This is a genomic window from Micromonospora sp. NPDC048898, assembly GCF_043198035.1.
Classification (GTDB): domain Bacteria; phylum Actinomycetota; class Actinomycetes; order Mycobacteriales; family Micromonosporaceae; genus Micromonospora.
This window is the reverse complement of the sequence record NZ_JBICUF010000001.1, coordinates 783642-801650: the sequence shown is the minus strand read 5'-3', so window position 1 is coordinate 801650 and position 18009 is coordinate 783642. Positions and strand designations below refer to the sequence as shown.

The window sequence follows — 18009 nt, the reverse complement described above, 5'->3', positions numbered from 1 at the left end:
CGTACCGGCGGTTGCGGGCTCGCACCTCCACCCGGGGGAGGGTCGGAAAGTGTCAGCTGCGGCACGACGCGCGACACCTGCCGCAACCGGCACCGTGGCGGTCATGACCACAGACACGGTGACCCTGACGGGTCTGCGCGCGGTGTACGGCACCGGAACCCGGCGGGTGACGGCGCTCGACGGCGTGAGCACCAGCTTCGCGAGCGGCACGTTCACGGCGGTGATGGGCCCCTCGGGCTCGGGAAAGTCCACACTGCTGCACTGCGCGGCGGGGCTGGACAGCCCGACCGAGGGGACCGTCACGATCGACGGCACCCGCCTGAACGACCTCGGTGACAACGAATTGACCCGGTTGCGGCGCGATCGGATCGGCTTCGTGTTCCAGGCGTTCAACATGGTGACCACGCTGACCGCCGCGCAGAACGTCGAGTTGCCGTTGCGCCTGGCCGGCCGCCGCCCTCCGGCCCGCGACGTGACCGCCGCGCTGGACGCGGTGGGCCTGGCCGACCGGGCCGGGCACCGGCCGAGTGAGCTGTCCGGCGGCGAGCAGCAGCGCGTCGCCGTGGCCCGCGCGCTGATCACCCGGCCGGCGGTGGTCTTCGCCGACGAGCCGACCGGGGCACTGGACAGCGCCGCGTCGCGGCAGGTGCTCCGGCTGCTGCGGGGGCTCGTCGACGACCACGGGCAGACCGTGGTGATGGTGACCCACGATCCCACCGCCGCCGCGTACGCCGATCGGGTTCTCCTCCTCGCCGACGGCCGCGTCGTCGACGAGCTGACCGGCGGGATCACCGCCACTGCCGTCGCCGCGCGGATCGCCGCGCGGGAGACGCGCCCGTCCTCCCAGGTGACGACGCCCGCGGAGTCGTCGTGCTGAGCATCCGGCGCTCGGCCAGCGCGTTCGTGGCCGTCGCCGTCGGGGTCATGCTCGTCTCGGTCGCCACCCTGCTGCTCGCCTCCGGCCGCCCGCAGGTGCCGGATCGGCTGGCGCGGGCGGCCGTGGTGGTGCAGAGCCCCGAGGCGGGCACGTCGGCAGACAACTTCGCGCCGACCCGGCCCTGGTCCGCCGCCACCGCCGCGGATCTCGTCGGCCGGCTGGGCGCTCTGCCCGGTGTGGCGGCGGCGGTGCCGGACCGGACCTTCTACGCCCAGCCGCTCGTCGACGGCCGTCCCCCGGCCGCCGACACCCGACGGGAGGACGCCCACCAGGGGCACGGCTGGTCCAGCGCCCAGCTCGGCGGACTGCGCCCCACGGCCGGCGAGCCACCCCGCACAGCCGGCGAGGTGGTCGTCGACAGTGCGCTCGGGCTGCCGACCGGCGCACCGGTCACGCTGCTCACCGCGGCGGGTCCGGCGCCGTACACGGTCACCGGTCTGGTCGACGCGCCCGGCGTCCATGTCGCGGACGAGGTCGCCGCCGCGCTCGCCCCCGGCGTCCGGGCCATCGGGTTGGTGCTCGCACCGGGAGCCGAGCCGGACCGGGTCGCCGCGGCGGCCGGTGGTGTCGTCGGCGCGGACGGACGGGTGCTGACCGGCGACGCGCGGGGCGCGCTGGAACCCCGCGACGACGCCCGTACCCGCTGGATCGGGATGCAGGTGCTCACCGCCACGGCTGCCCTCGCCGGCTTCGTCACGGTGTTCGTGGTCGCCTCCACCTTCGCGTTCACCGTCGCGCAGCGCCGCCGTGAGCTGGGCCTGCTGCGCGCCGTCGGCGCCACCGCACGCCAGGTCCGCCGCGCGGTGTACGCCGAGGCGCTCGTCGTCGGCGCCTCGGCCGGGCTCGTCGGCCTGCTGGTGGGTGCGGTGCTGGCCCCGGTACTGGGCCGGCTGCTCGTCGACGTCGGCTACGAACCGTCGACCTTCCGGGTCCGCTACGAAGCCTGGCCTGTCGCATTCTCACTCCTCGCCGGTCCGGTGATCGCGCTGCTGGCCGTCTGGTCGGCGTCGCGCCGGGCGGCGCGGGTCCGACCGATGGAGGCGTTGCGTGCGGCGGCGGTGGAGCAGCGGCCGATGGGGCGTCTGCGGATCGTCACCGGCGCGCTTCTCGTCGCGGCGGGGGTCGCGCTCAGCGTCGGCACGGCGACCGCCGACGAGGCCCGAGTCGCGGCGCAGTACGCCCTGTACGCGGTGATGGCCCTGGTGGCCGGTGCCACAGTGCTCTCCCCGGCGGTGGTCGGCCCGGTGGTGCGACTGCTGCGTTCCCCGGTGCGGCGCTCCGGTGGCGCCATCGGGATGCTCGTTCGCGGCGGCGCGTTGACCGCGACCCGGCGGACCGCGTCCACGGCCGCCCCGGTGCTGCTCACCGTCGCCTTCGCGGTGCTGGTGTCCGGGATGGTGCGGACCACCACCGCCGCGTACGCGGCAGGCCGGGCGGACAACGTGAACGCCGGCTGGATCGTGGTGCCGGACCGGGCGCCCGGTCTGTCGGACCAGGCGGTCGCCGCGACCGGCGGCACCGCCCTCCTGCCGACCACTGTCTTCCGCACCGACCCCGGCAGCGGGCCGGCCGACCGGCCACTGACCGCGCTCGGTGTGGATCCGGCCGGCTTCACCGCCGCGAACCGGGCGCTCACCGTCGTCGCCGGCTCGCTCGACGACCTGCGCGGCGACGACACGGTGGTGGTGACCGCCTCGGCGAACCTGCGGCCGTCCGAGCCGTACGCGGTGGTCTTCGCCGACGGAACACCTGTGTCGCTGCGCGTCGTCGCCGTGGTCACCGACGACTCGCTCCCCGGTGATCTGCTGCTGCCCCGGGCGGTGGTGCGCACGCACGACCCGTCGGCGCTGACGTCCACGGTGTTCGTCCGGGACCGGATCGATCCGCCGGCCGGCGCGCGGGTCGTCGACGTCGCCACCTGGGCGGCCGAGGCGGACGCCGCCGAGGACCGCCTCGTCTGGCTCTTCACGCTGCTGCTGATCGGTGTGTCGGCCGGCTACGGTGCCATCGCGGTGGCCAACACGGTGCTGCTGGCCGCCGCCGGCCGGGCCGCGGACCTGCGGCTGATCCGGTTGGCCGGGGCGACCCGGCGGCAGGCCATCTGGCTGGTCACCGCCGAGTCCGCCCTGGTGGTGCTGATCGGGGCGCTGCTCGGTGGTGGCGTCGCCTTCGTCGGTCTGCTCAGCATCCGCGCCGGCCTCGCCGAGCAGGTCGGTGCTGCCGTCGACCTGGTGGTGCCGTGGTCGGTGATCGTCGGCGTACTGGGGTTGTGCCTGCTGCTCGCCGCGCTGGCGAGCATCCTGCCGACGTGGCGGCTCCTGCGGCACCGCCCCGGGCGGTCACCGGTCGGCCTCGCCGGATGACCGTGTCCCCACCCCGCACGGGCGGTCCGGCCGGGCTCGCGATGGCCCGGCCGAGCGCCGAGGCCCCTAACTCACTCGACGACCGGCAGCACGACCTCGTTGCGGCGCAGGAACCACGGCGTCCACGGCAGGTCGTAGCGCGCGTACCGGATCGCGCCTGTGGGTTGCAGCCCGGCCGCGGTGACCGAGCGGCCGAGCACGGTGGCCCGTTGACTGAACGCCCGCTCCGTCCACCGCCCGGAGAACCGCATCGCCGCCGCCAGGTGCGCCGGCACCTCGCGGGTCCGCACCCTCGGGTCGACCGGCTCGGGGAGGGTGGCGGCGGTGTGGGCGACCGGCATCACGAACTGGATCAGGTACGCCCCCGGCCGCTCACCCTCCACCTGGACCACCGGAACGATCATCGCGATCTTCTCCGAGCCGCTGGCCGCGGGCAGCGGCGGCGCGCCCGTCCCGATCGGGTGCCGGGCCCGGTTGGCGCCACCGATGTACGCGGCCAGCGGCCGGAACGCCTCGATCGGCGCCCGGGTGAAGGACGCCTGGATCTGCATTTCGGCCACCAGGTGGGCCGGGTACCGACGCAGCTCGAAGCCGGGGTGTCGGGACACCACCCGGTACGGCTGCTGTTCGGTCATCGCGTGTCTCCCAGGGTCTGCTGGGACAGACGCTACCGCCCGTCCGGCTCCCGCTCGGCCGAAGTCGACGGCTCGGACCCACCGGCGACGGCCCGCGCGGTCAGCCGCCAGTACTGCCGCTTGCTCTCGTCGCGCAGCACCACCCCGAGTTGGCCCAGCTCGCGGCGCAGCTCCCGGGCGTCGTCGCGGCGGTCCCGCTCGATCGCCCGAACCCGTGCGCGCAGCAGCGCGTCCGCGCCGGCGGGCAGACCGGGCAGGTCGGGCACCCACAGCCGGTACGCCGAGCGGTGGGGGTCGTCGTCCGCCCAGCTCCAGCCGTGCGTGCGGAACGCCTCCGCCAGTTTGGCGGCCGGCAGGTCCGTGGACTCCCGGACCAGTTCCGCGTCGTCGCCGTCGAGCAGCACCAGGTGCTTGTCGGCGAGGAAGACCACCCGGGCGTCGGCCCGTGCGACGGCCCGGTCCTGGTCGGAGCGGCGCAACCGGACCTGCGCCGCGTCGACGGTGACGATCAGCCGTTCGGCGGTGCCGATCCCGGCGACGACCAGGCCGGCCAGGACGCCCACCGCGACCGTGCCGGCGGTGGCCTGCGGCTCGGGCAGCCGGTCCAGCCACTCAACCAGGTCACCGAACGGCACCCAGGGCAGGCGGGCGAGCCAACCGGTCGTCGCCGCGAGGAGCCAGCCGAGGCCCGCGCCGACCAGCGGGAAGCCACCCCACATGACGATCAGCTCGGTCGCGCCGCCGCTGACGACGGTGCGTGGTCGGTAGCCGGACACGTCCATGGTCAGGACACCTCGCGGCGCAGCGTCCGGAACAGACCAGCGGCCAGCGGGAGGACCATCCACAACAGCAGGGACACCACGATCCGCCCCCACTGCCCGCCGGTGACGGCGTCGCTGCTGAACAACGGCTCCATGGTCTTGCTGGTGTCCAACCACTCGGACGGGCCACGCAGGGGCTTGACCATCTCGCCGAGCACCCCCCAGATGGTCGGCAGCAGGAAATAGCCGACGATCGCCAGCGGCGGGTTGAGCAGCAGCAGACCGAAGGCGGCACCCGTCAGCACGCCGGTGACCTGGAGGATCACCGCGTTCAGCAGCAGCGACCAGTCGAACTGCCAGGTGCCCGCGCCACCGGTGGCCGAGGCCACGAGCGTGCCGACGGCGGCGAAGACGAGGCTGGCCAGCACCGAGGCGAGCGCGGTCAGCATCACGGCGATCAGTTTAGCGACGACCACCAGTTCCCGGCGGGGCACCAGGGCGTACGTGGTGAGGGCCGTCCGCTGCGACCACTCGCTGGTGATCGACAGGATGCCGAGCACCGGCAGCAGCACCGACACCGGCAGCAGCGACGGGACGAAGAAGTTGGGGAAGGTCTGGTCGGCCTCCTTCGAGTAGATCAGTTGCAGGGTGACGATCCCGGCGGTGACCAGGCCGATGGTGATCACCAGCCAACGCCCGGCGCGGGTGTCGACGAGCTTGCGCACCTCCACGGCGGAGAGCCGGAGCAGCGACGGACGGCGTACCGGAGTGTGCTGCCGGGGCGCGACGGCGCCGGCGGCGGGCGCGGTGGTGATGGTCATCGGACGGCCTCCTTGGTGGATTCGCCGGCGGTCAGGGTGAGGAAGAGCTGTTCGAGGCCACCGCCGCTGGCGGGCCGCAGCTCGGCCAGCGCGACGCCGGCATCGGCGGCGGCCTGGCCGACCGCCTCGGCGTCGGCCTGCACGAGCAGCCCCTCGGAGCTGTCGGCGGGGCTCAGGCCGGCCTTCTCCAGTGCCCGGCGCAGCGCCGCGTCGTCGCGGGCCCGGACCACCGTGCCGCCGCCGGCCAGCAGCTCGTTCTTGTTGCCCTGGGCCACGATCCGGCCGCCCCCGATCACCACCAGCCGGTCCGCGACCGCCTCCACCTCACGCAGCAGGTGGGAGGAGAGCAGCACCGTGCCGCCCCGGTCGGCGAAGTCGCGCAGCAGGCCGCGCATCCAGAAGATCCCCTCCGGGTCCAGGCCGTTCGCCGGCTCGTCCAGGATCAGCACCCGGGGGTCGCCGAGCAGCGCCTGCGCCAGGCCGAGCCGCTGGCGCATGCCCAACGAGTACGCCCGCACCCGACGCTTCGCCGCCACCGCGTTCAACCCGACCAGGTCGAGCTTCGCGGCGACCTCGCGCCGGCTCAAACCCATGGTGTACGCGGACAGCGTCAACGCCTCGCGGCCGGTACGCCCGGCGTGCTGGGCGGAGGCGTCCAGCAGCACCCCGACCTCCCGCCCCGGGTTGGGCAGCTCCCGGTACGGGTGACCGGAGACGGTGGCGCGGCCGGCGGTCGGGGCGGTGAGCCCGCAGATCATCCGCATGGTGGTGGACTTGCCGGCGCCGTTGGGGCCGAGGAAGCCGGTGACGGTGCCCGGCTCGCACTGGAACGACACGTCGTCCACAGCCGGGTGTGGCCCGTATCGCTTGGTGAGGTTCTCTACCGTGATCATGCCGATGAGCCTGCCCGCGCCGCCCGGCCAACCGCTGCGGCCACCGGTCGGTGCCCCGTCGACCTTGGTCGACGTTCGGGTCTCGACTTTGGTAGCTGGTCGTGGTGCCCGTCGGCTGCCTAGCATGGGGCGGTGACCAGCCTCGCCGTCCCGGAGCACCCCTGGCTGCTGCCGGGGGAGCTGGTGGTGCCGGCCGACCAGGGGCGTAGGCGTCCGCGCCGCACCACCCGTGACTGGCTCGTGGACAGCCTCGCGTTCCTGGCTGGCCTGCTCTGGGTGCTGTTCGTCACCGCGGACGCCCTGTCGCCGGATCCGGCGATGGCGATCCCGCTGCCGTACGACTGGATGACCGGCGTGGACGCGCTGCTCGGTCTGGTCTGCTGCGGTCTGCTCTGGGTGCGCCGACGGTGGCCGCTCGGGCTGGTCGTGGCCACGACACCGCTGACCATGTTCGCGTTGGCCGCCGCCATTCCGCTGCTGATCTTCTACTTCACCCTGGTGGTGCACCGACGGACGGCCGTCGCGATCGCGGTCACCGGCGCCGGCCTCGTCACCAACCTGGTCTTCAGTTGGGTGCGTCCGGACCCGAACATGTCGTACTGGGAGACCGCGTCCTGGGGCGTGGTGCTCAGTTTCGCGGTGCTGGCCTGGGGGATGTTCGTCCGCGCCCGTCGGCAGTTGATCGTGTCGCTGCGCGAGCGGGCCGAGCGGGCCGAGGCCGAGCAGCAGCTCCGCGTCAGCCAGGCCCGCCACCTCGAACGCACCCGCATCGCCCGGGAGATGCACGACGTGCTGGCCCACCGGATCTCGCTGCTCAGCCTGCACGCCGGGGCGTTGGAGTTCCGCCCGGACGCGCCGGCCGACGAGGTGGCCCGCGCCGCCGGGGTGATCCGGGGCAGCGCACACGCCGCCCTCCAGGACCTGCGGGAGGTGATCGGGGTGCTCCGCGCCGAGGGCGACCACGACGTCGACGCCCCGGAGCCGCCCCAGCCGACCCTCGCCGACCTGCCGGCCCTGATCGCCGAATCACGCTCGGCCGGCGTCAACGTCAACGTCAGCGACATCGTCGACCGGTCGGGGGAGGTGCCGGCGGCGCTGGGCCGGGCCGCGTACCGGATCGTGCAGGAGGGGCTGACCAACGCCCGCAAGCACGCGGCCGGCGCGGCGGTCACCGTGGACGTGGCCGGCGGGCCGGGCGCTGGTCTGACCGTGGCAGTCGGCAACCGGTGGCCGGTCGGCGCGCCGCCCGGGGGCACGCTGCCGGGCGCCGGCACCGGCCTGGTGGGCATCAGCGAGCGTGTCACGCTTGCCGGCGGCCGGCTGGCCTACGGCCGGGACGACGCGGGCGACTTCCGGCTGGCCGCCTGGCTGCCGTGGCCGGCGTGACCGGGCCCTCGGGTGTTACCGGACCCTCGGGCGTGGCCGGGCCGTCGGCGCCGGGGTCGGCGGTGCCGTCGGTGCGCGTGTTGATCGTGGACGACGACGCCCTGGTCCGGGCCGGCCTCTCGATGATCCTCGGCGGCCTGCCGGACCTGACAGTGGTCGGCGAGGCAGCCGACGGCGGCGAGGTGCCCGCCGCGGTCGCCGCGTACGCCCCGGACGTGGTGCTGATGGACATCCGGATGCCACGGGTGGACGGGTTGACCGCCACCGAGGCGCTGCGCGCCCAGCCGCACCCGCCGGAGGTGCTGGTGCTCACCACCTTCGACGCCGACGAGCAGGTGCTGCGGGCGCTGCGCGCCGGGGCGGCCGGTTTCCTGCTCAAGGACACCCCGCCGGCGGAGATCGTGCACGCCGTACGACGGGTGGCGGCCGGCGAGGCGACGCTCTCCCCGACGGTGACCCGGAAGCTGATCGCCCACGTGACCGCCGCCACTGGCGGACCAGCCGGTCCCGACCCGCGCCGGGAGCGGGCACTGCGGCTGCTCACCGGGCTCAGTGAGCGGGAACGGCAGGTGGCTGTCGCGCTGGGGCGGGGTCAGACCAACGCGGAGATCGCGGGGGAGTTGTTCATGAGTGTGGCGACGGTGAAGGCGTACGTCTCCCGGCTGCTGACCCGACTGGACCTGAACAACCGGGTCCAGGTGGCCCTGCTCGTGCACGACGCCGGCCTGGTCTGAGCTCGCCGAAGGTCGCGCCGAGGGCCGTCTGTCGATCGCGACAACACAGATGAGGTTACACTCATTCTTGGTTGTTTCATTTTTGGTTGTGTCAGGAGTGGTCATGGACGGCTTTGTCGGACGGGACCGTGAACTCAAGCTCCTGAGCGGCATGCTCGCTCGGGTGCAACGGGGCGGCAGAGCTGGCCGCCCAGGTCGCGCACTCCTCATGCGCGGTCGCCGACGGGTGGGCAAGTCCCGACTGGTCGAGGAGTTCGTGGAGCGGGCCGAGGTGCCGTACCTCTTCTTCACCGCCTCCGCGCAGCCGAGCATCGCCGCCGACCTCGCTCTCTTCGTGGAGGAGGCGGCAGCCTCGACGCTGCCGGACGCACAGCTACTTCGCGAGCAGCAACCACAGACGTGGGATGCCGCGCTGAGCCTGCTCGCCGCCGCGCTGCCGGCCGACCGGCCGAGCGTCGTCGTCCTCGATGAGATGCCGTACCTCATCGCGGGTGACCCGGGCTTCGAGGGGACACTGCAGAAGATCTTCGATCGTGAGCTTTCCCGACGGCCGGTCCTGCTGATCTGTGTCGGATCGGACCTGGCGATGATGGAGGCCCTGAACGACTACGGCCGGCCGTTCCACCAGCGGGCCACCGAGATGGTCATCCCGCCGTTGAGCCCGGCCGACGTTCGCGACATGTTGGACCTGTCCGCCGCCGACGCGTTCGACGCCTACCTGGTGTCCGGTGGTTTGCCGTTGATCCTCGACGAGTGGCCGACCGGCGTGTCGGTGCACGACTATCTGGCCGACGCCGTACGGGATCCGACCTCGGCCCTGTTGGTCAGCGGCGAACGGGCGCTGGCTGCGGAGTTCCCGCCCCAGTCCCAGGCGGGCCTGGTGCTGCGGGCCATCGGCTCCGGTGAGCGGACCTTCTCGCTGATCTCCCGCGCGGCGGGGGATCTTCCGCAGGCGTCCCTCAACCGCGCCCTGCGCCTGCTGACGCAGAAGCGGGCCGTGGAGGTCACCGTTCCGCTGTCCACCAGGCCGTCGCGGGAAACCCGGTACGCGGTGGCTGATCCGTACCTGCGCTTCTGGCTGTCGTTCCTGGGGCCGCACCTCTCCGAGATCGAACGCGGGCGGGGTGATCTGACCCTGGCCCGGATCCTCCGGTCCTGGACGTCCTGGCGAGGGCGGGCCATCGAACCTGTCGTTCGCGAGGCACTGCGCCGGCTACCCAGCGAGCACCTGCCGGCAGAGGCAGCGACGGTCGGTGGCTACTGGACCCGGACGAACGATCCGGAGATCGACATAGTCGGCGCTGACCGGGAGCCCGTCGCGCGGCGCATCACCTTCGTGGGGTCGATCAAATGGCAGGAGAGCCGGCCGTTCGACGCGCACGACCTTGGCCGGCTGCTCCTGCACCGGTCCCAGCTGCCTGGTGCCGACGAGTCGGTACCCACCCTTGCCGTGGCGCGCAGCGGCACCGCCGTCGACGGGCTACACGTTCTGTCGCCGGAGGATCTGCTTGACGCGTACCGGAATTGAACTTTCGTCAGGCGCCAGCCGTACCCATGGCCGAGGATGTCGGTGCGGTGAGTCCGCCGTACCGCTGCCGAGCTGCGGGAGGCCTGCCGTGCGAGTTGGTGAGCAGTCGACGGATCCCATCGATCAGGTACTGGGAGAGGTGCCAATGCCGGCACCGCTGACCCCGGAGGACGTCCGGCTCGCGGTCCGGGCGGTGGTCGTGCACACCGCCGAGGAGTGGCCCACCGGGCCGCTGTGCCGCAACGACGGTGCCTCCTACCCGTGCCGCCTGCACCGCTGGGGGCGACGGGTGTTGGAGACACACGGGCTCAACGAGCGGCAGATCGAGGCGGTGATCCGGCACGGCAACCCGTTCGTGCACGTGCCCTTCCCCTTCACGGCGACCGGGCCGTCGCGGCAGCAGGCCGCGCGGGTCGTCTCGCCGGGGGCACGGTCCGCCGCTGTTGGCCGGCCGGTGACGCCCCCCGTCACCGCGCCGCGCTGGCCCCGGGCGAGCTGAGTCCCCGCCCGACCTGGGGCGACACGACGCCGGCCCGACGCGAAGATTCCCCTCCGCGTCGGGCCGACGTCGCAATGGGCGGACGGCTCAGTTGCCGACGCCGCAGTCCGGCGCGGACCAACTCGTCGTGTTCGAGCTCTGGTCGCTGTTGTTCTCCCGGCGTGAGTCAACGTGCACGTGGTCGTCGTGGTCGGGGTAGCCCGGCCCGTAGATCCCGCTGAAGCCGTTGTTGCGGGCACCGCGGGCGATCTGGCACAGCGAGGACGAGCGCGCGGTGACGTCGGCCGCGTTGCCGTACAGGTGCTGGCTGTCGGACGCGCCACCGACCTGGTTGTTGCAGGCGTGGCTGCGGAAGCCGCTGGACACGTCGAGGGGTTTGTCGCCGAGGCTCTTGCGGAGCGCCTCCAGCTTCCACATGGTGCGCAGCGCGTTCTGCCGGGTCTGTTCCGCCGAGAGCGGGCCGCCGCCGTATCCGGACCCGCCGCACCCGTTGTCCAGTTCGCCGTGGCTGAAGTGCGCGGGCGTGCAGTCGTTGTCCTGTAGTTGGTACAGCTTGGCGTAGGTCTGCGGGCCGGCGACGCCGTCGGCACGCAGCCCGTACGCCTGCTGGAACCGCTTGACCGCGGCGGCGGTCTTCGGCCCGTACTGGCCGTCGTTCTCCACGATGTCCCGGTAGCCGGCCCAGCCGGCGACCCGGATCTGCAACTGGCGGACGTCGTTGCCCGAGCGTCCCTGGTACAGGTTGCGGGTCCAGGTGTAACAGCCGTCCGCGTGTGCCGCTGGTGCGGCGACCACCGTGGCGATTGCTGCCCCGGGCAGCGCCAGGGCGAATGCGACGGCGACCCGCTTCAAGGTGTTTACGCGCACAGAAGTCCTCCCGATAGGAGAGCGAATGGGGTGGCACCAGGACATCGACCGAGAAGTCCCGCGATTTCCACCCTGACACTTATCGGTGCGGTTGGAGGTGATTAACGAGAATCGTCCTCACAAACTGTTGTCCCTGGGTGTTGGCTGGGAATTAGGCTGATTTGCCAAACAGTCATCGAACACCGATCGGTGCCACGCCGGTCAACCACCACCAAGCGCACCGAACGTCGCAATCAGTCGGACCGAGGGTGATGTTCCCTTGTCACAGGTGGGCGGTAACGTCAGGCCGGGCGGCGGGATGGCGGAGGTGCACGTGGCACGCGGTGGCGTCTTCTGTGTCGAGGGTCAGTGGCACCGCGACCTCAACGAGCGTGGCTCCGTGTTGCCCACCCTCGAGTTGCTGGAGCGACTGGGCAAGATCCGCTTCATCCACAAGGACGCGGCCACCCGTGACGAGTTGTTCTACTTCCTGGACCGCTGGCTGCTCAAGCAGTATGCCGACCACCGGGTCGGCTTCTTCGCCATGCACGGAGAGCCGAGCCGGCTCTGTCTCACCGACTGGCAGTCCGTGGAGTTGAACGAGGTGGCCGATCTGATGGCCGGCCGTGCGGAGGGGCGGCGACTCTATTTCGGCAGCTGCTCGGTGCTGCGGGCCTCGGACGCGGTGTTGCGCGAGTTCCTGGAGGTCACCGGAGCCGCGCTGATCTGCGGTTTCAGTCGAGAGGTCGACTGGGTCGAGTCGGCGGCCTTCGAGACCGTCCTGCTCGACGTGCTCGCCAACGGCCAGCGACACAACGCCGCCGAGCTGCGGATGGGCTCCGCCCACTGGGCGCCGCTCGCCGCGTACCTCGGCTTTCGGGTGATCTATGCCAACGGGCGGGCCTGGCGTCCGTCCAGCCGCCCCCGGGTGCCCACCCAGGCGGTGCACCGCTCCGCGGCCCGACCGCGCTGACCCGCCGCCGCCGCGTCGCCGCCACCCTGGTAGGAACGGGGAATGGCGCGCAGCATCGCACGGAACACCCGGGTCGACCGGGACAGCCTGCTCGACTTCCTCCGGCCGCGACACCGCGTCGTGCTGATGACCACCCGGGCGGACGGCCGCCCGCAGTCGTCCCCGGTCTCCGCGGGGGTCGACGGGCTGGGCCGGCTGGTGGTCTCCACCTACCCCGAGCGGGCCAAGGTGACGAACATCCGCCGCGACCCCCGGGTGTCGGCGTGCGTGCTCAGCGACGACTGGAACGGCCCCTGGGTGCAGATCGACGGCACCGCCGAGGTGCTCGACCTGCCCGAGGCGCTGGAGCCGCTCGTGGACTACTTCCGCAGCATCTCCGGCGAGCACCCGGACTGGGACGACTACCGGGCGGCGATGGTGCGCCAGGGCAAGTCACTGATCCGGGTCACCATCGACGCGTGGGGTCCGATCGCCACCGGCGGCTTCCCGGCCCGCCTCGCCGACTGAGGGCGGCCCTCGGCGGTGCCGGTCAGTCGACCAGGGCCGAGTAGACGAGTTGGCGCAGCTGGGAGCGCAGCGGATGGGTGCTCGACGGCATCAGCTGGGCGAACAGCAGCGCGGTGACCTCCTCGGCCGGGTCCACCCAGAAGGCGGTGCTGGCCACCCCACCCCAGTAGAACTCGCCGACGCTGCTCGGCAACCGACTGGGGATCGGGTCGTCCACCACCGCGAACCCGAGGCCGAACCCGATCCCGTCCAGGGTCGTCTCGGCGAAACCGCCGGTGGACAGGGTGCCCAGGTCCTGGCCGCCCGGTAGGTGGTTGCGGGTCATGAACCGCACCGTGCGCGGCCCGAGCAGCCGCACCCCGTCCAGCTCCCCACCGCGCAGCAGCAGTTGGGTGAAGCGGTGGTAGTCGGCGGCGCTGGAGATGAGACCGCCTCCGCCGGAGAACAGGGTCGGCTTGCGGTACGCGAGTGCGCCGAGGCTGTCGTACCGGACGGCCCGGCCGGTACGCGGGTCCGGTGCGTACAGCGCCGCCAGTCGGTCGGCCTCGTCGCCGTCCACCCACCAGCGGGTGTCGGTCATGCCCAGCGGGCCGAAGATCCGGTCGGCGAAGAACGCGTCGAGGCCCTGCCCGGAGATCACCTCGACGAGCCGGCCGAGCACGTCGGTGGCGACGGAGTAGCCCCAGGCGGAACCGGGTTGGAACAGCAGCGGCAACTCGCCGAAGGCCGCACAGGCACCGGCGAGGTCGACATCCTCCGGCGGGTGCAGGTCGTAGCCGGCGGCCCGGTAGAGCCCGTCGACCACCGAGGTCTGTAGGAAGCCGTACGTCAACCCGGCGGTGTGGGTGAGCAGGTGCCAGACCCGGATCGGCTCGACCGCCGGCACGGTGTACGGCTTGAGCGTCGACCCCTTGGAGTAGACCCGCAGGTCGGCGAACTCCGGCAGCCAGCGGCTGATCTCGTCGGTCAGCTCGAACCGGCCCTCCTCCCACAGCATCATCGCCGCGACCGAGGTGACCGGCTTGGTCATCGAGTAGATCCGCCACAGCGTGTCGGCCTCGACCGGTGCGCCCGACTCCCGGTCGGCCAGCCCGTACGTCGAGGAGTGCGCCACCTCGCCACGACGGGTGACCACCACCTGCCAGCCGGCCAGCCGGCCGTCGTCGACGTACCTGCCGAAGTGCTCGTCGATCCGCGCCAACCGCGCCGGGTCGAAACCGATCTGATCCGGGTCCGTGCTTCGCGCCACACTCACGCCGCCGAACCTACTAGTCGGTACGCCGGCACCGGAAGGGGGCCGCCACCAGCGACGCCGGCCGTCGGCTGTCGGTGGTGACCACTAGCCTGACCGGATGCCGGAGTTGACCGAGGATGTGACCTTCCGCAACGAGGACTGGTACGGCGAGGAGCTGGTCGACAGGCACTTCGCGGGTTGCGAATTCTTCGACGTGGACCTGACGGAGGCGGTGAGCCGGGGCGTGGTCTTCACCGGGTGCACGTTCGGCAACGTGCGGTTCAACGCCTCCCGGCACGTCGACTCCGCCTTCACCCGTTGCGTCTTCCGGCGGTGCAACTTCTTCGAGGCCGAGTTCTCCGGCTGCAAGCTGGTCGGCAGCACCTTCGTCGAGTGCGACATGCGGCCGATGACGGTGGACGGCGGCGACTGGTCGTTCGTCGCGCTGCCCGGTGCCGACCTGCGGGGTGTCCGGCTGACCGGGGTGCGGATGCGCGAGGCGGACCTGACCAGGGCCAATCTCACAGGTGCCACGGTCACCGGGGTCGACCTGTCCGGCGCGCAGTTGCTCAACGTCCGGCTCGGCGGGGCCGACCTGCGCGGCAGCGACCTCACCGCGCTCGACCCGACGGTCGTCGAGCGGGCCGGTGCCATCGTCGACGCCGAGCAGGCCATCGTCATCGCGCAACTGCTCGGCTTCCGGATCGGCTGACCCCAGAAGGTGATCGCGGTCCCGCCGTCCCGGTCCGGGCGGGCCCGGTTCGATCGACGGCGTTCGCTCGTGGGCTGGACACGTCCGGCGGTCCGGATCTAGCGTGTCGTCCACACCGGTATAAACGTGAAACGGCTTACAGTGGACGGTCCGGTCCACGGTGGGCGATGGCGGCCGGGCGGTGGAGGTGGAGGGGTCGGTGGCGGACGAGGACCGCACGCGGGCACAGACCCGCACCGCGCTGCGCCGGGTGGCCCGTGCCCGACAGCGGCGGCGCTGGGCGGTGGAGGGGGCTGCCGTACTCGTCTGCCTTGTGGTGTTGGTCTCGTACCTCGCCAGCCGGTCGGACCCGGAGCCCGGCGACGACCAGTCGGGCGACGCGCCCGCCGGTGTCGCCCGTTCCGCGGCGCGCCCGGGCACCGACGGGCGCACCGGCGAAGCGGGGCCGGCGATGCCGGGCCTGCGTCCGCGCCAGCGCCCACCCGCGCCCGACCCGACACCCGCAACCAGCGCTCCCGCCGCACCGCCCGTGTCGCCCGCGTCGCCGGGGTCCCCGGTGCTGTCGGTGACCCGGGCAGAGATGCCCGCCGAGGTCGACCTCACCGCCGTGGGCACCCGGGACTGGGTGCACTGGGGTGAGCGCGGCGGCACCTCGACGGTTCGCAAGCGCTCCGGCTCCGGGGAGATCGTCGACGCGGGTGGCGCCGGCACCCGGGTCGGCTGGGACGGCAACCAGGAGTACGTCCGCTGGTCCGACGGCTCGTCGCAACGGTCGACGAGCGGTACTGCCAACGGCGTCTACACCTGCGGTGCCGGCAACGGGTTCACCCTCGCCGTCGCCGGCAGCGGCGAGCCGCGCACGGTCCAGCTCTACGGCGGCATCTGGATGGCGCGGGGTCGCCTGGAGGCGCGCCTGTCCACCGGTGGGCCCGCCCGCACCGCCGTGCTCGAAGATCCGTACACCAGTCAGAGCGCGCAGTTCACCATCCGGTTCTCCGTGCCGAAGAGCGCCCGACTGCTGCTGACCTGGACCGTCGAGAAGGTCTTCACCCCGCACTGCGGCAACGTCGGCCTCCAGGCCGTGGCGGTTCGCTGACCGACCGGTCGCACAGCGGGACAGTTTGTCCGTCGCGTACCGTCGAGGAGGTCGTAACTTTCTGCTGTCCCCATCCGACTATCCAGTGTGGAGGCAGCGGAGATGAGCAGCAGGACCGCCCACCGCGTCCGTCGCGCCGTTACGTCCGGTGCCGATGAAACGTCCGGGGAGGTGCTCCGCGACATTCCCCTGCCGCCGTACGTGACCGGCGAGGACACCCAGTTCGCGGTGCGGGCGGTGGTGGTGCACGCCCCCCAACTGTGGTCCGGGGGAGTGGTCTGCCGCAACGACGCCAGCCCGCACCCGTGCCGCCTGCACCGCTGGGGCACCCGGGTGCTCGCACTGCGCGGGCTGCGGGCGGCCGACATCGCCGCGCTGATCGAGCGCGGTGACCCGACGGCGGTGGTCCCCCCACCGGACCGTCCGGCCTGAGCGCACGTCCGGCCGGGAGGCGCCGGTGCGCCTCCCGGCCGCCGCTCAGCAGGTGATCGGCTTGACCCAGGAGCACTCGACGCCCTCCGGGGTCCGGGGGGTCTCCGGCACCGCCGGTGGTGCCACCCGTGCCGTCGTGGTCGCGCCGCTCTCGCGGTATCCCGCCAGCGCCACGGCGATCTGGTCCTCCAGCGACTTGACCGACGCCGTCAGGTAGTTGTTGAGCAGGATGGAGAACGCCAGCAGCCGACCGTCGGCGCTGGTGACGTAGCCGGAGAGCCCGGAGACGCCGGTCAGGCTGCCGGTCTTGGCGTGCACGTTGCCCGCCGCCGGGGTGCCGGCCATCCGGCTGCGCAGGGTGCCGCCGACGAGCCGCTCGGGTTGCCCGGCGATCGGCAGCGCCGAATACCAGGTGGTGAACCACGGTTCGGCGCGGACGGCGTTCAGCAGGTCGACGAACTCCGTCGCGGGGACCAGGTTGCGCCGGGACAGCCCGGAGCCGTCGCGCTGGCGCAGCTTTCCGGTGTCCATGCCGGCGTCGGCCACGTACTCGCTGATCGCGGTCACTCCGGCCGTCCAGGTGCCCGACCCGGAGACGACCCGGCCGATCTCCTTGGTCAACACCTCGGCGTGCCCGTTGTTGGAGAGCTTGAGGAACGGCGTCATCAGCTCACCCAGGCTCATCGACTCGTGCTGCGCCACCGGGTCGGCCGTCTCCGGGGTGGGCTGGCCGAGCACGGTCCGACCGAGCACCCGGACGCCGTGCCTCTGCAACGCCGCCCGGAACACGTCGGCCGCGTAGCCGGTGGGCTCCCAGACGGTCACCCAGTCGCTGGCGGGCTCGTCGCCGACGGCGATCTGCCCGGTCACCACGACGGTGTTGCTGCCGTGTTCGCGCTCGATCGTGATCGAGGTCCCGCCCTCGGCGACAGTCTCCGCGCGGTTGTCGACGCGGACGTACGCGGTGGGCGGGGTGGTGCTGACCGTCGGTGCGGCGCCGGCCCGGGCGGCCGGCGCGACGTGCACGATCACGGTGCCCGCGTCGTAGTCGGTGTTCGGCGCGACGGTAAGCGCGGAGACCTGGGCGGCGTAGTAGTAGGGCTCGTCGTCCCACGTCCAGTCGGGGCCGAGTCGGGTGCGGTCGTAGCGGGTGTCGTCGGCGACCAGGTTGCCGGTCACCACCCGTACGCCGTTGGCGGCGACCTGCGCGGCGAGCGCGTCGTAGTCCTCGGCGAGCATCGTCGGATCGCCGCCGCCGCGAAGGTAGAGGTTGCCGGAGAGCAGGCCCGCGCGGCGCGTGCCGGTGCTGCGGACGTCGGTGGTGAAGCGGTGCCCCGGGCCGAGCATCTCGAGGGCCGCCGTCGAGGTCAGCAGCTTGGTGTTGGAGGCCGGGATCAGTCGGCGGTCACCGTTGCGGTCGTAGAGCGTCTCGCCGGTGCTGGTGTCGACCACGACCACCGACGTCTGCGCGCCGGCAAGCCGGGCGTCGGCGAGGATCGTGTCGATGGTGGCGTTCAGTCGGGTCGTCGCCGGGGTGGGCGACTCGGCCGTGGCACCGGGCGCTCCGGCGGTGGCCGCGGCGGCGACGAGCGTGAGCAGCGCGAGGGCCCGGGCACAGTGACGGCGATGCATGCGCTGATGCTGTCATGAAG

General features: G+C 72.6%; 18 protein-coding genes. 11 read left to right on the top strand and 7 right to left on the bottom strand.

Annotation, left to right across the window (positions count from 1 at the left end; translation table 11 throughout):
* Positions 1 to 103: 103 nt before the first annotated feature.
* The gene (locus ACGFIQ_RS03755; RefSeq protein WP_393238669.1) at positions 104 to 877 is read left to right on the top strand and encodes an ABC transporter ATP-binding protein; all 774 of its coding nucleotides are present in this window, start codon (positions 104 to 106) and stop codon (positions 875 to 877) included.
* Complete coding sequence (locus ACGFIQ_RS03750; protein ID WP_393238666.1) at positions 871 to 3300, top strand: FtsX-like permease family protein; 2430 nt, start codon at positions 871 to 873, stop codon at positions 3298 to 3300. The genes ACGFIQ_RS03755 and ACGFIQ_RS03750 overlap by 7 nt, the downstream gene beginning before the upstream one ends.
* A 71-nt stretch (positions 3301 to 3371) precedes the next feature.
* Here the strand turns inward: ACGFIQ_RS03750 and ACGFIQ_RS03745 are convergent, their stop codons facing one another.
* Genes ACGFIQ_RS03745 through ACGFIQ_RS03730 form a run of 4 tightly spaced genes read right to left on the bottom strand, consistent with a single transcriptional unit; the run spans position 3372 to position 6410 of the window.
* Positions 3372 to 3935 carry an SOUL family heme-binding protein gene (locus ACGFIQ_RS03745; RefSeq protein WP_393238663.1) on the bottom strand — a complete coding sequence of 188 codons (564 nt, stop codon included), beginning with the start codon at positions 3933 to 3935 and terminating at the stop codon, positions 3372 to 3374.
* A gap of 32 nt (positions 3936 to 3967) precedes the next feature.
* Complete coding sequence (locus ACGFIQ_RS03740) at positions 3968 to 4717, bottom strand: hypothetical protein (protein WP_393238660.1); 750 nt, start codon at positions 4715 to 4717, stop codon at positions 3968 to 3970.
* Positions 4718 to 4719: 2 nt separating this feature from the next.
* Positions 4720 to 5517, bottom strand: coding sequence for an ABC transporter permease (locus tag ACGFIQ_RS03735; RefSeq protein WP_393238657.1), 798 nt, complete (start codon positions 5515 to 5517; stop codon positions 4720 to 4722).
* Complete coding sequence (locus tag ACGFIQ_RS03730; RefSeq protein ID WP_393238655.1) at positions 5514 to 6410, bottom strand: ABC transporter ATP-binding protein; 897 nt, start codon at positions 6408 to 6410, stop codon at positions 5514 to 5516. The genes ACGFIQ_RS03735 and ACGFIQ_RS03730 overlap by 4 nt, the downstream gene beginning before the upstream one ends.
* Positions 6411 to 6542: 132 nt before the next feature.
* On the opposite strand from ACGFIQ_RS03730, the gene ACGFIQ_RS03725 reads away from it, so the two are divergent.
* From ACGFIQ_RS03725 to ACGFIQ_RS03710, 4 genes are all read left to right on the top strand, one after another.
* On the top strand, positions 6543 to 7796 hold the full coding sequence (locus tag ACGFIQ_RS03725; protein ID WP_393238652.1) for a sensor histidine kinase: 1254 nt from the start codon (positions 6543 to 6545) through the stop codon (positions 7794 to 7796).
* Positions 7775 to 8530, top strand: coding sequence for a response regulator (locus tag ACGFIQ_RS03720; RefSeq protein ID WP_393240337.1), 756 nt, complete (start codon positions 7775 to 7777; stop codon positions 8528 to 8530). Before ACGFIQ_RS03725 ends, ACGFIQ_RS03720 begins: the two co-directional genes overlap by 22 nt.
* 103 nt (positions 8531 to 8633) lie before the next feature.
* Positions 8634 to 10058, top strand: a complete 1425-nt coding sequence (locus tag ACGFIQ_RS03715; RefSeq protein ID WP_393238649.1) for an ATP-binding protein — start codon at positions 8634 to 8636, stop codon at positions 10056 to 10058.
* A 145-nt stretch (positions 10059 to 10203) separates the two neighbouring features.
* A complete protein-coding gene (locus ACGFIQ_RS03710) occupies positions 10204 to 10557 on the top strand; it encodes a hypothetical protein (protein ID WP_393238646.1) in 354 nt (117 codons plus the stop codon).
* 87 nt (positions 10558 to 10644) lie between these two features.
* Here ACGFIQ_RS03710 and ACGFIQ_RS03705 read toward each other — a convergent pair whose 3' ends face one another.
* A complete protein-coding gene (locus ACGFIQ_RS03705; protein WP_393238643.1) occupies positions 10645 to 11424 on the bottom strand; it encodes a D-Ala-D-Ala carboxypeptidase family metallohydrolase in 780 nt (259 codons plus the stop codon).
* A 313-nt stretch (positions 11425 to 11737) separates the two neighbouring features.
* Here ACGFIQ_RS03705 and ACGFIQ_RS03700 point away from each other — a divergent pair, with 313 nt between their 5' ends.
* Both ACGFIQ_RS03700 and ACGFIQ_RS03695 read left to right on the top strand, forming a co-directional pair.
* Positions 11738 to 12376, top strand: a complete 639-nt coding sequence (locus ACGFIQ_RS03700) for a DUF6642 family protein (protein WP_357072223.1) — start codon at positions 11738 to 11740, stop codon at positions 12374 to 12376.
* Positions 12377 to 12418: 42 nt separating this feature from the next.
* Positions 12419 to 12883 (top strand): PPOX class F420-dependent oxidoreductase, encoded by a 465-nt coding sequence (locus ACGFIQ_RS03695; RefSeq protein WP_393238640.1) that lies wholly within the window; start codon positions 12419 to 12421, stop codon positions 12881 to 12883.
* Between the two features lie 22 nt (positions 12884 to 12905).
* On the opposite strand, the gene ACGFIQ_RS03690 is transcribed toward ACGFIQ_RS03695, so the two are convergent.
* A complete protein-coding gene (locus ACGFIQ_RS03690; RefSeq protein ID WP_393238637.1) occupies positions 12906 to 14138 on the bottom strand; it encodes a serine hydrolase domain-containing protein in 1233 nt (410 codons plus the stop codon).
* 97 nt (positions 14139 to 14235) lie between these two features.
* Between ACGFIQ_RS03690 and ACGFIQ_RS03685 the strand changes: the two genes are divergently transcribed.
* The 3 genes from ACGFIQ_RS03685 (at position 14236) to ACGFIQ_RS03675 (ending at position 16357) form a co-directional block, all read left to right on the top strand.
* Positions 14236 to 14829 carry a pentapeptide repeat-containing protein gene (locus ACGFIQ_RS03685; protein ID WP_393238634.1) on the top strand — a complete coding sequence of 198 codons (594 nt, stop codon included), beginning with the start codon at positions 14236 to 14238 and terminating at the stop codon, positions 14827 to 14829.
* A 199-nt stretch (positions 14830 to 15028) separates the two neighbouring features.
* Positions 15029 to 15925 carry a hypothetical protein gene (locus ACGFIQ_RS03680; RefSeq protein WP_393238631.1) on the top strand — a complete coding sequence of 299 codons (897 nt, stop codon included), beginning with the start codon at positions 15029 to 15031 and terminating at the stop codon, positions 15923 to 15925.
* Positions 15926 to 16027: 102 nt separating this feature from the next.
* Positions 16028 to 16357: a hypothetical protein gene (locus tag ACGFIQ_RS03675; protein WP_393238628.1), complete on the top strand. Its 330-nt coding sequence runs from the start codon at positions 16028 to 16030 to the stop codon at positions 16355 to 16357.
* Positions 16358 to 16402: 45 nt separating this feature from the next.
* Here ACGFIQ_RS03675 and dacB read toward each other — a convergent pair whose 3' ends face one another.
* Positions 16403 to 17989, bottom strand: coding sequence for a D-alanyl-D-alanine carboxypeptidase/D-alanyl-D-alanine-endopeptidase (dacB, locus tag ACGFIQ_RS03670; protein WP_393238625.1), 1587 nt, complete (start codon positions 17987 to 17989; stop codon positions 16403 to 16405).
* Positions 17990 to 18009: the final 20 nt, after the last annotated feature.